Annotated in this window: 13 protein-coding genes; 8 read left to right on the top strand and 5 right to left on the bottom strand. The window is 66.6% G+C overall.

Annotation, left to right across the window (positions count from 1 at the left end; all coding sequences use genetic code 11):
• Positions 1–22 precede the first annotated feature (22 nt).
• Both AC1DKN_RS07380 and AC1DKN_RS07375 read left to right on the top strand, forming a co-directional pair.
• Positions 23–217 carry a hypothetical protein gene (locus tag AC1DKN_RS07380; RefSeq protein WP_476849267.1) on the top strand — a complete coding sequence of 65 codons (195 nt, stop codon included), beginning with the start codon at positions 23–25 and terminating at the stop codon, positions 215–217.
• Between the two features lie 26 nt (positions 218–243).
• Complete coding sequence (locus AC1DKN_RS07375) at positions 244–1,290, top strand: NAD-dependent epimerase/dehydratase family protein (RefSeq protein ID WP_476870891.1); 1,047 nt, start codon at positions 244–246, stop codon at positions 1,288–1,290.
• Here the strand turns inward: AC1DKN_RS07375 and AC1DKN_RS07370 are convergent.
• Positions 1,285–1,956: a class I SAM-dependent DNA methyltransferase gene (locus AC1DKN_RS07370; RefSeq protein WP_476870890.1), complete on the bottom strand. Its 672-nt coding sequence runs from the start codon at positions 1,954–1,956 to the stop codon at positions 1,285–1,287. The genes AC1DKN_RS07375 and AC1DKN_RS07370 overlap by 6 nt on opposite strands.
• A gap of 168 nt (positions 1,957–2,124) precedes the next feature.
• On the opposite strand from AC1DKN_RS07370, the gene AC1DKN_RS07365 reads away from it, so the two are divergent.
• The 6 genes from AC1DKN_RS07365 (at position 2,125) to AC1DKN_RS07340 (ending at position 8,472) form a co-directional block, all read left to right on the top strand.
• A complete protein-coding gene (locus AC1DKN_RS07365; protein WP_476870889.1) occupies positions 2,125–2,640 on the top strand; it encodes a flavin reductase family protein in 516 nt (171 codons plus the stop codon).
• A 305-nt stretch (positions 2,641–2,945) separates the two neighbouring features.
• Positions 2,946–4,040 carry a PhoH family protein gene (locus tag AC1DKN_RS07360; protein ID WP_476870888.1) on the top strand — a complete coding sequence of 365 codons (1,095 nt, stop codon included), beginning with the start codon at positions 2,946–2,948 and terminating at the stop codon, positions 4,038–4,040.
• On the top strand, positions 4,030–4,503 hold the full coding sequence (gene ybeY, locus AC1DKN_RS07355; protein ID WP_028276709.1) for an rRNA maturation RNase YbeY: 474 nt from the start codon (positions 4,030–4,032) through the stop codon (positions 4,501–4,503). The genes AC1DKN_RS07360 and ybeY overlap by 11 nt, the downstream gene beginning before the upstream one ends.
• On the top strand, positions 4,500–5,831 hold the full coding sequence (locus tag AC1DKN_RS07350) for a hemolysin family protein (RefSeq protein ID WP_223917363.1): 1,332 nt from the start codon (positions 4,500–4,502) through the stop codon (positions 5,829–5,831). The genes ybeY and AC1DKN_RS07350 overlap by 4 nt, the downstream gene beginning before the upstream one ends.
• Entirely contained in the window at positions 5,815–6,774 is a 960-nt protein-coding gene (gene era, locus AC1DKN_RS07345; protein ID WP_476870887.1) for a GTPase Era, read from the top strand. Before AC1DKN_RS07350 ends, era begins: the two co-directional genes overlap by 17 nt.
• A gap of 132 nt (positions 6,775–6,906) precedes the next feature.
• Positions 6,907–8,472 carry an LCP family protein gene (locus AC1DKN_RS07340; protein ID WP_476870886.1) on the top strand — a complete coding sequence of 522 codons (1,566 nt, stop codon included), beginning with the start codon at positions 6,907–6,909 and terminating at the stop codon, positions 8,470–8,472.
• 127 nt (positions 8,473–8,599) lie between these two features.
• Here AC1DKN_RS07340 and AC1DKN_RS07335 read toward each other — a convergent pair whose 3' ends face one another.
• The 4 genes from AC1DKN_RS07335 to AC1DKN_RS07320 form a co-directional block, all read right to left on the bottom strand.
• Positions 8,600–9,181: a dihydrofolate reductase family protein gene (locus AC1DKN_RS07335; RefSeq protein WP_476870935.1), complete on the bottom strand. Its 582-nt coding sequence runs from the start codon at positions 9,179–9,181 to the stop codon at positions 8,600–8,602.
• Between the two features lie 159 nt (positions 9,182–9,340).
• Positions 9,341–10,108 carry a cation diffusion facilitator family transporter gene (locus AC1DKN_RS07330; protein WP_476870885.1) on the bottom strand — a complete coding sequence of 256 codons (768 nt, stop codon included), beginning with the start codon at positions 10,106–10,108 and terminating at the stop codon, positions 9,341–9,343.
• Positions 10,108–10,434: an ArsR/SmtB family transcription factor gene (locus AC1DKN_RS07325; RefSeq protein ID WP_028276714.1), complete on the bottom strand. Its 327-nt coding sequence runs from the start codon at positions 10,432–10,434 to the stop codon at positions 10,108–10,110. Before AC1DKN_RS07325 ends, AC1DKN_RS07330 begins: the two co-directional genes overlap by 1 nt.
• 89 nt (positions 10,435–10,523) lie before the next feature.
• Positions 10,524–12,476 (bottom strand): M13 family metallopeptidase, encoded by a 1,953-nt coding sequence (locus AC1DKN_RS07320; protein ID WP_476870884.1) that lies wholly within the window; start codon positions 12,474–12,476, stop codon positions 10,524–10,526.
• Positions 12,477–12,667: the final 191 nt, after the last annotated feature.

The raw sequence follows: 12,667 nt of genomic DNA, 5'->3' as shown, positions 1-12,667 counted from the left end.
CGACACAAACCAGGTCGGCCTCATGATCGCGGATCAGTTTCCGGGGTGGGCCGGGCTCCGTCTGAAGCCGGTGTCATCCAGCGGGACGGACAACGTCATGCTCACGCTCGGTGACCGGCTCGTCGTCCGGCTTCCCCGCACGGCCGCCGCGGTTCCCGCGCTCTCCAAGGAGTGGAAATACCCGAGGCTTCTTGGTCCCGGCATCGCCTTCGCCTGACGCACCCGTCCGTTAGAGTCGGACAAATGAAACGGGCTGTGATCCTTGGAGGCACTGGCGTTCTCGGCCGCGCGATTGCGTGGCGGCTGATCCGTGCCGGCTGGGCCGTGGACGTGACGGGCCGGGACCGGACCAAGATGCCGGCTGACCTGGCTGCCGCCGGTGCCCGATTTATCGCCGCCGAACGTCGTGACGACGCCGCACTGGCCGGGGTGATGGCCGGTGGTGCCGATCTCCTCGTGGACGCGGTGTGCTACACCGAGGCCGACGCCCGGCAACTCCTGCCGCACCTGGCCGCGGTGACCTCTGCCGTCATGCTCTCGAGCAAGGCTGTGTACGTTGACGCCGCCGGCAACCACGTCAATTCCGAGGTAGCGCCCCGCTTTGATGCGCCGATCCTCGAGAACAATCCGACCATGCGGCCGGGAACCGGGGACTACCAATCCCGGGAAGGCTATGGCGCCAACAAGGTGGCTGCAGAGAACACCCTCCTGGGCAGCGGCCATCCCGTGACGGTGATCCGGGCGTCCAAGGTACATGGTGAGGGCGCGGCCCTGCCCCGGGAATGGATGTTCGTCAAACGGGTGCTCGACCGGCGCCGGGCCGTGTTCCTGGCCCATGCTGGGCAGGGCGCGGACCACACGACGGCAGCGGTGAACACGGCGGCCCTCGTGGAACGGGTTGCCGCCGTGCCCGCGGCACGAATCCTCAACAGCGCCGATCCAGATGCGCCGAATGCCCGGCAGATCGCCGCAGCAATTGCCCGCTACCTGGGCCACCACTGGGAAGAGGTGCTTCTGGATGACAGCGCACCCACGGGCCTCGGTGACCATCCGTGGGATTTCCGGCCTCCGCTGGTACTGAGCACCAAGGCCTCCCTTAACCTCGCCTATGAACCTGTTGGGACATACGCTCAGACCATCCCGCATCAGGTGGACTGGCTGGTGAAGGCGGCAGCGGCCGGAGCCATGCCGGGAACCGGCGATCCGTCCCTCAAGCACTATCTCGACTACTCCCGTGAAGAGCAGTTCACCGCTGGTTCGACCCTGCGAACACGCCAACGTCCGCTATGAGGGACTAAGTGTTGAAGACACGAAGGGTTTGTCGACGAGGATGGCGGCCTGTGGATGTTTTTCCTTGGCCCTCGGTGAACGCACCAACTGGGCGCGCATCACAAAGCCTTGTTCGGTGAACCGGAGCGCCACCTCTTCGGGTGCGTGCAGTTCCGCCCGGAGCTGGACGTCGTGTCCGTAGGCACGGTCAATCGTGCGGTGGCCGCTGCCGGCGTGGAAGGCGACGAGCGCCGAACCGCCAGGGCGGAGCGCCCTCCAGAACTCGCGCGCGATCGCCGGCAGCGCCGTCGGGGGAGAGTGGATGATCGAATACCAGGCGAGGACGCCGTCCGCAGCTGCGTCCGCTTGGGGCAGGTCCGTCAGCTCTCCCAGCTCGAACAACAGCCCGGGATGCAGTTGTTGCGCGATCCGGACCATTTCGGGCGACAGGTCGACTCCGCTGACGTTCAGCCCCGCCTGGCCGAGATAACTGCTCATTCGTCCGGCACCGCATCCGACGTCGATCACCGTCCGGTCCGCCGTGCCGCGCATGTGGGCGATGAAATGGTCCATCATGGCCATATCCAGCGGGGCCTCGAAACTGGTATCCGGGATCACCGCTGAATAGGTCTCGGCCACTGTGTCGTACGCGGATCTGACGTCCATCAAATTTTCCTGGGTTGCCATCAACCGAGCCTAACGGCCATGGCCGGCGAACGCCTGGTGCCGAATTCTTACGTCATGCAACGGGTCCGTGACGCGTTGTGTCGTTGCGCGACTGTGCGTTGCAGCCGGGCTTGGGAACCCGCGTCCGCGGTGGTTGATTGGGGCTACCAGCGCTCGAAAGGACCCGCCATGACGGAACATTCTGACCCCAGCCCGAAGGAACTCCGCCACATTCTCGGACACTTCGCCACCGGCCTGACGGTGATCACTGCAGCAACCCAGCACGGGCCGGCCGGTTTCACATGCCAGTCCTTCGCCTCCCTGTCCCTGGAGCCGGCCCTGGTCACATTCAGCCCCGCACGGACATCGAGCACCTGGCCGCAGTTGCGTGCGGCGGGACGGTTTACCGTGAACATCCTGGCCGCAGAGCACCAGCTTCTGGCGGGGCAGTTCGCGCGCTCGGGGACGGACAAGTTCGCCGGCGTCGGCCATTCGCCCTCGCCGCTGGGCAACCCCGTCCTGGATAACGCCCTGGCCTGGGTTGATTGCGAACTCCACCAGGAGTACGACGGCGGCGACCACACGATCGTCCTCGGCGCCGTCCGCGCCCTGGGCGCCCGCCCCGACGCTGAGCCCCTGCTCTTCTACAAGGGACGCTACGCCGGCGTCGGGTCCCGCGCCGGCGCGCTGGAGAGCGCGGCCTGACCGTGTCGGAACCGAAGGCGGAACCGAAGCCGGAGCGGGAGCCGAAGCCGGAGCGGGAACCCGGCAAAGCGGAACAGCCGTGCCCGGCAACAGGCGCCCACTGGCTGGAGGGGTGGGTCGTCTTCGGAAACGCCTACCCGTAACAGCCGGCGCCGGCTGCCCTCCGGCGTCGGCCGCGCCGCGCTGGCGTAAGATGGAAGCACCCGTAGACCCTGGCCGCGGGCGGTGCGAACCGCCGTCGGCACGGATCACGGCGACAGACCATATTCATACTGGAGGGGACCAGAGGCCCGCGGGCCAACACCATGACTGAAGCAGCGAACGGCAAGGCCCGGTTCAGCGCCCGAGAACGCACCGCAGGGGAATTTCCCCACTCCCTACCAGGGCTGCGGACGGAGGTGGTCTTGTTCGACGACTCAGAGCAGATGGTCCAGTCGCTGGGCAGCCATGACGAAGCCTTAAGGTTCATCGAAAACCAGTTCCCCGCCGTCGATTTCCACGTCCGGGGCAACGAGCTCGCGATCAGCGGTCCTGCCGCCGACGTGCCGCGGATCATGCGGCTGCTCAACGAGGTGCGCGGGCTGGTGGCCCGAGGCACCGTCATCACCCCGGCCGTGCTGCAGCAGCTCGTCTCCCTGCTGCGCAGCCAGTCGCTGCAGAACCCCGTGGAAGTGCTGACCACCAACATCCTCTCCACCCGCGGGAAGACCATCCGGCCCAAGACGCTGAACCAGAAGAACTATGTGGACGCGATCGACGCCAACACCGTGATCTTCGGGATCGGTCCGGCCGGTACCGGCAAGACCTACCTGGCAATGGCCAAGGCCGTCCAGGCCCTGCAGCAGAAGGAAGTCAGCCGCATCATCCTGACCCGTCCCGCCGTCGAGGCGGGGGAGCGGCTCGGCTTCCTGCCGGGCACCCTGAGTGACAAGATCGACCCCTATCTGCGGCCCCTGTACGACGCCCTGCACGACATGATGGACCCCGAATCCATTCCCCGCCTCATGGCCGCCGGCACCATCGAGGTCGCCCCGCTGGCCTACATGCGGGGCCGCACGCTTAACGATGCCTTCATCATCCTCGATGAGGCGCAGAACACCACGCCGGAACAGATGAAGATGTTCCTGACCCGTCTGGGCTTCGGCTCCAAGATGGTGGTCACCGGTGACATCACCCAGGTGGACCTACCCTTCGGCACCCGCTCGGGGCTCAGGATCGTCGAGGAGATCCTGCAGGGGATCGAGGACGTCAACTTCTCGATCCTGGATGCCTCCGACGTCGTCCGGCACCGCCTGGTGGGGGATATCGTCAACGCCTACAGCATCTGGGACGAAGTCCAAAGGAACCGGGTCAAGCACTCCGTTGCCCGGGAAACGCGGGAGAACACGCATGAGCATTGAGGTCAACAACGAATCCGGCGTCGTCGTGGACGAGGCCGGGCTCGTGGCGCTGTCGCGTTTCATCTTCGAAAGCCTTTACATCCACCCGCAGGCGGAGCTGTCCATCCTGCTCGTGGACGAACCGGCCATGGAAAAGCTGCACCTCGAACTGATGGACGAGCCAGGCTCCACCGACGTCCTCTCCGTCCCCATGGACGAGCTGACCCCGGGCACGCCGGACAAGCCGACGCCGCAGGGCATGCTCGGCGACATCGCCATCTGCCCCCAGGTGGCCGAGGTCCAGGCCCGCAACGCCGGCCACTCCACCCAGGACGAGATGCTGCTGCTGACCACGCACGGCATCCTGCACCTGCTGGGTTATGACCACGCCGAGCCGGAAGAGAAGGAAGAGATGTTCGGGCTGCAGCGCGAACTCCTGACCGCCTTCACCGGCAAAGCGGCCCCGTCCGAGACGGTTCAGTGACCCCACTGATCCTTGCCGGCATGGCGCTGGTGTTCCTTAGCTTTGCCGCAGTGCTGACCGCTGCCGAGTCCGCGTTCAACTTCCTGCCCCGGCACGACGCCGAGCAAGCGGTCCTGAATAGCAGAGGCACCTCACTCAAACGCATCCTGGCCCAGCCCGTGGGGCACATGCGCGCCCTGCGGTTCTGGCGGGTCTGGTTCGAGATGGCCGCCGCCGTCGCCGTGACCGTGCTCCTTTACAGCATGCTGGACAACGTCTGGCTGGCCGGGCTGGCGGCCACCGGCATCATGGCGCTGCTCGGCTTCGTGATCGTGGGGGTGTCCCCGCGGCAGCTCGGCCGGGTCCACTCCGCCGCCCTGGTCCGGTTCAGCGCCCCGCTCGTCCGGTCCCTCTACGCCGTGCTCGGCCCGATTCCGGGCTGGCTGGTGCGGCTCGGCAGCGTCGTAGCTCCCGGCGCGCCGGCCGACAGCGAGGCATTCTTCAGCGAGGAAGAATTCCGCGAACTCGTGGACCGGGCCACCGAGTCCGACGTGATCGAGGACAACGAGGCCGAGCTGATCCAGTCGGTCTTCGACTTCGGGGACACCCTGGTCCGCTCCGTTATGGTGCCCAGGACCGACATCCTCACGATTGACTCCGGATCCAGCCTGCACCGGGCGATGTCGCTGTTCCTGCGCTCCGGGTACTCGCGGATTCCGGTCATCGGCGAAAACACGGACCAGATCCTGGGCATTGTGTACCTGAAGGACGTTGCCGCCTCGCTCCACAACCTCGGCCCGCACGAGGAACCGCCGGTGGTGGACGAGGTGGCCCGCGAGGTCCGCTACGTGCCGGACTCGAAGCTCGTCAGCGACCTGCTCCGCGAACTCCAGAAGGAATCCACGCATGTTGCGATCGTCATCGACGAATACGGCGGAACGGCGGGGCTGGTCACGCTCGAGGACCTCATCGAGGAGATCGTCGGCGAAATCGTGGACGAATACGACACCGAAAGCGCCGAGGCCGTGGCACTGGGGGACGGAAGCTACCGGGTCAGCGCCCGCATGAGCATCGATGACCTCGGCGAACTCTTCGACCTCGAGCTCGACGACGACGAAGTAGACACCGTGGGCGGCCTGCTCGCCAAGGCCCTCGGGCGGGTGCCGATTGTCGGCAGCACCGTCCAGGTCCACGGACTGTCCCTCCGCGCCGACAGGCTGGAGGGCCGGCGGAACCGCGTCAGCCACATCATTGCGGCCGCCGTAGCAAAAGAACAAACTGACCTTGAAGACCTTCTCGACGAGGCCGCACCAATCCAACAGGGAGTCTCACGTGAGCAAGCAGAATAAGTCCGACGGCGACGCAGCCTACGGCGGCTACCGCGCCGGTTTCTCGGTGCTGGTCGGACGGCCCAATGCGGGCAAGTCCACCCTCACCAACGCCCTGGTCGGCCAAAAAGTCGCGATCACCTCGGCCAAGCCCCAGACCACGCGCCACACAATCCGTGGCATCGTGCACCGGGACGACGCCCAGTTGATCCTCGTTGACACCCCGGGCCTGCACCGCCCGCGCACGCTGCTGGGGAAGCGGCTGAACGAACTGGTCGCCGATACCCTCGCCGAGGTCGACGCGATCGGCTTCTGCCTGCCGGCCAACGAAAAAATCGGCCCGGGGGACAAGTTCATTGCCGCCCAGCTCGCCGCCATCCCCAACAAGCCCATCATCGCGATCGTGACCAAGGCCGACACCGTCGACCGGCAGGCCCTCACCGAGCAGTTGCTCGCCGTCGCCGCCCTGGGCCGCGAGGTCCTCGGCGAGGACGGCTGGAAGGACATCGTCCCGGTCTCCGCCACGGACGGCTTCCAGGTCGAGACCCTTGCCGACGTCCTGATCGGTCACATGCCGGCGTCGCCGCCGCTGTATCCGGACGGTCACCTGACGGACGAGCCGGAAGCGGTGATGATCGCCGAACTCATCCGGGAAGCAGCCCTCGAAGGCGTCCGCGACGAATTGCCGCACTCCCTGGCCGTCGTCGTCGATGAAATCGTTCCGCGGGAAGGCCGGCCCGAGGACCGCCCGTTCCTGGACGTCCGCGTCAACCTGTACGTCGAGCGGCCCTCCCAGAAGGCCATCATCATCGGCAAGGGCGGCGCCCGGCTCCGCGAGGTCGGCACCAACGCGCGCAAGGCGATCGAGGCGCTGCTCGGTGCCCGGATCTACCTTGACCTGCACGTCAAGGTCGCCAAGGACTGGCAGCGCGACCCGAAGCAGCTCGTCAAACTGGGCTTCTGAGACGCGCTGTTCTTAGGCCGCTATTTTGACCGTTGGCCCTTCCCGCCGCTCCCAAGAGAGGGCCATCGGCGTTTTCTCAGATTCGGACTCTAAAATGGGCTGACTCCCCGTTCGTTTAGGAAGGCTCAACAAGTGGTTCGACCCCGTGACAACCGTGCCGACGGATCCGCCCCGCCGGCCCGGTCAACAGCCGCTGCCCGGCACACGGCCGATCCCGCCGTTGGCCCGGCCCGCCACCTCGGCTCCGCCCGCCGGACCCCCACCTGGCTGAAAATCTTCACGGGCGTGGTGGCCGTGCTCTTGGTCGGCGTGATCGCTTTTGGCGCCTACTGGACCATCCGGCTCCAGGGCAACCTCACCAAGGCCCCACTGAGCGCCGGCAGCATCAAGACCGAGGGTGCCGTGAACGATTCGACGGACCGGATGCAGATCCTGATCCTCGGCTCGGACACGCGCGACGGGAAGAACTCGCAGTACGGCACCAGCGATGACGCGACCGGATATGGGCACTCGGACGTGATGATGCTGATGGACATCTCCGCGGACAACAAGCGGGTCAACGTCGTCAGCTTCCCCCGCGACCTGCTGGTCGACATCCCCAAGTGCAAGGACCCGAAAACCAACAAGGAGTATCCGGCCCAGACCGGCGTCATGATTAACTCGGCGATGTCCGAGGCCGGCATCGGCTGCGCCGTGGACACCGTCAACAAGCTCACTGGCCTGGAGATCGACCACTTCATGATGGCCGACTTCAACGCCGTCAAGGAACTCTCCAACGCCGTGGGCGGCGTGTCAGTGTGTGTCAGCGACGCCGTGTATGACCCCGACTCGAAGCTGCGCCTGCCCAAGGGCACCTCCACCGTCCAGGGCGAGCAGGCATTGTCGTTCGTGCGCACCAGGCACGCCTTCGGCGACGGCGGCGACCTCGGCCGGATCAAGGCCCAGCAGGGCTTCCTGTCCGCGCTGACCCGGAAAATCAAGGACGACGGCACCCTCACCAACCCGGCCCGGATGCTCGGCATCGCGGACGCGATCACCAAGAACCTGACCATCGACGACGGCCTGGCCTCGGTGCCGACGCTGCTGACCGTGGGCAACCGGCTCAAGAACATCGACGTCGGCAAGGTAGCCTTCGTGGCCACGCCGACAGTCCCGGCCGAAACGGACATCAACCGGCTGCAGCTGGCCGAGCCCGCGGCATCCCAGCTGTTCGCCGCCATGCGCAACGACGTGGACCTGACGGATCCGACCGCGAAGCCGAGCGCTTCCCCGAGCGCCAGCGCCACGCCGACGCCCAGCCCCACCGCCCCGACCTATGACAAGACCCTGCAGCCCGTCACTGTGGCCAACGGCTCGGGTGTTCCGGCCCGGACCCAGGAGATCATGCAGGCCATCAAGGGCGCCGGCTTCACCCAGGTGGGCCAGTTGACTGCTCCGCCCGTCGCCGCGACGGCGGTCTACTACGGTGCGGATTACGCTGACGTGGCCGGGGACGTCGCGGCCCTGCTCGGTGTGGCGCCGGACCGGGTGCTCCCGGCCGCCGGAGTTGCCGGTGTCCAGGTCTACCTGGGCAGTGACTTCGCGAACGGGACGCCGACCGCCGCCGCCGCTGCCCCGCAGCTGCCCAAGGACATCGTCAACCAGACAGCCGGCGACACCGTTTGCCAGCAGGCCAACCCGGCACTGATCACCCGCTGACCCGGCAGCCAGGAAGGCCCCCGTTCAGATTTTCCTGAACGGGGGCCTTCTTTTTGTCATGGATGTTGGACGGCGGCCTTTGGAAGTTCTTCCACGTCCTGCTGGGTCGTGGCACACGGCGTGGACCTCAACGGCGCACCCGATAGCGCAGGTGAAGCACCCGGTTGCCCTGAATCACCACGTCGGGATCCTCCAACAGGTGCTGTGCGTGGACCGACCCGAAGTAGCGCTTGCCGGACCCGAGCACGACGGGTACGACGTCCATGCGCACCTCGTCGACCAGGCCCGCGGCAAGCATCTGGCCACCGACGTCACCAGCGGCGACCTCGACGATGCGGTCACCCGCAAGCTCTTGCGCCTTGGCCATGGCAGCCTCGACGCCGTCGACGAAGTGAAACGGCGCCTCGGGGTCCCAGCCCTCGGGCTGCGGCCGGTGCGTCACGACGACCACGTGATCGATCCCGCTCGGGGGTTTCCCGTCCCAGCCGTCCGTCAGGTCGAAGACGTGGCGGCCGACGAGGGTCGCCCCGATCTGGTCCCAGTACGGCCGGGTGTAGTCGTAGGAGGCCTGGGACACCTTCACCCCGCCGCTCTCGTCCAACGGGACGTCACCGTTGGACAACCAGTCGAACAGCGGTCCGGGCTGGTCATTCTCGTCCGCGACGAAGCCGTCCACCGACACCGAGCTGTACATGACCACCTTGCCCACGGGGCACTCCTCTGCTTTGGGGTGCCCCCACATTAGCGTGCCGTGAGCTGTCGCTCCAGTAAGAAATCAAGCGGCCGGCAGCGGCGACGAGCTCCTTGACCCGCTGTGCCAGATGAGTGCTGCTGACACCGCGGCTTCCGCAACCGGAAGCACTACCGACTACGCATGCTGCTCATCGGCGGCGGACTGTCCCACCCCCACCTCAGGTAGGAAGAGCGCCTTTGGGGGTGTTGAATCGGCACCGCATCCGTCACAGCAGGCCGGCTCCGTGGCCGTCGGAAGGGTGTCTGCCGCCGTATGGGGGACCGTGCAGCAGATGTCGCCGCGCCAGGCGTTGATGCCCTCCCGGAGGGCGATCGCGGCGATGACCAGCGCAGCGCCGGCATCGGCCCACCACCAGCCAAGGGTGCTGTTCAGCACCAAACCCGCGAGCAGGACTGCCGACAGATACGTGCAGAGCAGGGTCTGTTTGGAGTCAGCCACCGCCGTGCGTGATCCGAGCTCCCGGCCGGCCCGGCGCTGGAGCCAGGACAGGACCGGCATGATCACCAGGCTCAGTGCGGCAATCACGATGCCCGGGGTCGAGTGCTGTGCCTCGCCGGCGCCGAGAAGTGACCTGATTGCCTCGGCGGAGACAAAGGCCGCCAGCGCGAAGAATGAGACAGCGATAATCCGCAAGGTGAGGTGTTCACGCCGTTCAGGGTCCTTGGTGGAAAACTGCCACGACAGGGCCAGCGCCGACGCGACCTCAATGATGGAATCCAGGCCAAAGCCGAGGAGCGCCGACGAGTCCGCCGTACCCCCGGCCCACAAAGCCACAACGGCCTCGATGAGGTTATAGCTGATGGTGGCCGCCGCGAACAAGCGGATCCGGCGGCTGAGGACGGCGCTGCGGGCCGGGCCCGGCGACAGTTGGAGGGAAGCCATCACAGCGTGCACGTCCCGTCGGGTGCGCAGCAGGCCGGGTCCACCGCCAGCACGACGCCCAGAAGATCTTTCAGGGCATGGCCGAGGCGCTGATCGGCGAGCTCATAGCGGGTCCGTCGCCCCTCCGGCACGGCAACGACCAGCCCGCATCCCCGCAGGCACGTCAGGTGGTTCGACATGCTCTGCCGGGATACCCCGAGGGAATCCGCCAGCTCAGAGGGATAGGACGGCGCAGCCGTGAGGGCAAGCAGGATTTCTGCCCGTGTCGGATCTGACACGGCATAACCGAACCGTGCCAGCACCGGGGCATGCGTAAGAGTCTCCATCAATCGAAAGTACAGCTGTCGATGTATTCACGCAAGCGTGTACGCACAGCCCTCCCCGGCTGGGTCGGTGCCAGTGACCGGGCCCCCGGTCACCAGATGCTGACGCGCTCCTGCGGTGCCATCCACATGCCGTCCCGGTCCGTGACGCCGAATGCTGCATGGAAGGCGTCGAGGTTCTTGGCGATGGCGTTCGTGCGGAACTCGTTTGGGGAGTGCGGATCCGTCGCCAGCCGGCGGATGGCCTCTTCGGTCCGGATGACCTGCCGCCACCCCGCGGCCCAGGACGCGAAGAAACGCTGCACCCCGGTCAGGCCATCGAGCACCGGCGGTTCCTGCCCGTCGAGGCTGATCAGGTAGGCCTTGTAGCCGATGGTGAGCCCGCCCAGGTCGCCGATGTTCTCGCCCAAGGTCAGCTTGCCGTTGACTGTGTGGCCGGGGGCTGCCGTGGGGGAAAGGGCATCGAACTGCGCCACGAGCCGGGCGGCCAGAGCCTCGAACGCGGTGCGGTCATCCTCCGTCCACCAGTTGCGCAGCAGGCCGCTGCCGTCGTACTGCGAGCCCTGGTCATCGAAGCCGTGGCCGATTTCATGGCCGATCACGGCACCGATGCCGCCGTAGTTGACGGCGTCATCGGCGTCGGCAGTGAAGAACGGGGGCTGCAGCATGGCCGCAGGGAACACGATCTCGTTCAGGAGCGGATGGTAGTAGGCGTTGACTGTCTGGGGCGTCATCAGCCACTTCTCGCGGTCCACGGGCTTGCCGACCTCGTCGAGGTGGCGGTCGACGTCGGCGCTGTGCGCGCGCTCCACGTTCCCCAGCAGATCGGCGGGGTCGATCTCCACCGCGGAGTAGTCGATCCACTTATCCGGGAAGCCGATCTTGGCGCGGAAGGAGTCCAGCTTCTTCAGGGCCTCGAGCTTGGTTGCCTCGCCCATCCAGGTCAGCCCGGTGATGGACTCGCGGTACGCCTCGATCAGGTTGGCCACGAGGGTCTGCATGCGCGCCTTGTGCCCCTCCGGGAAGTGTCCGGCCACGTAGATCTGCCCGACCGCCTCACCCAGGGCCGCCTCGACCACCGCGACGCCGCGCTTCCAGCGGTCCTTGATCCGCGGCGTACCGCTCAGGGTGGTGCCATAGAACGCGAAGTTCGCGTCCACGAACTCGGAAGACAGGTACGGGGCGGCCGCGCTGACCACGCGCATGGCGAGCCATTCCTGCCAGATCGCCAGCGGTTCGGAATCCAGCAGCGAGGCCGCGCCGGAGAAGAAGTCGGGGGTGCTCACCACCAGCTCGGCGCGCTTCTCCGGCTCGATGCCGGCCGCGTCGAACCAGTCCGCCAGCAGGGGGAACAGCTCCGCGGCTTCTGCGGCGGACTTCAAGTTGTACGTCTTTTGCGGATTCCGCAATGTCACGTTGTCCCAGTGGTGCGAAGCCAGCGCAGTTTCCAGAGCCACCACGCGTCCGGCAGCCCCCTCAGGGTCGGCAACCTCCGCGAGGCCCAGCATGGCCCCCACGTGTGCACGGTAGGCCTGGACCATCGGGGCGAACTTCGCTTCCCGGTAATAAGACTCATCCGGCAGGCCGAGGCCGCCCTGGCCCGTGTAGAGCAGGACCCGGTCCGGGTTTCCGGCATCCGGGGCGGGGTAAATATAAAAGAGCCCGGACACATCGGCGCGGAACAGCCGTCCGGCCAGCGCCACGAGTTCGGGCACCGACGTCGTCGCGAACACCTGCGCCAGCCGCGCCCGGAGCGGGTCCAGGCCCTTGGCCTCGACCGCCGCTTCGTCCATGAAGCTGTTGTACAGGTCCCCGATCTTGCGCTCGATGCCGGTCGCCTCCGCACCGCGTGCGGCGGCCTGCTCGATGATCTCCTTCACCGCGAGCTCCGACGCGTCGCGCAAGGCGGTGAAGGTGCCCTCCAGCGGTCGGTCGTCCGGGATGACCGTAGTGTTGAGCCAGCCGCCATTCACATGCTGGTACAGGTCATCCTGCGGGCGGACGCTGGCGTCGATGGTGGACAGATCGATCCCCGAAAGTGGCACGGATGCTCCTTTGAGAGGCAGTCCGGCCCGGAGCGTTTGCCGGCGCGCGGTCTGCATGGTGGACGTTACGGTGGTCTGGCTCCTTCATCTTACGCACCCGTGTTACTGTGAAAAGGTGCGCGCAGAACTGCTCCTTCTTAGCTGCCGCGGCGAGGCCTCAGACGCGATCTAGCGCAAGGCCCACCCTCGCT

Source organism: Arthrobacter sp. 01N444 (genome assembly GCF_056399305.1).
Note: the sequence above shows the minus strand (reverse complement) of the source record. Positions and strands in the feature narration are given on the sequence as shown.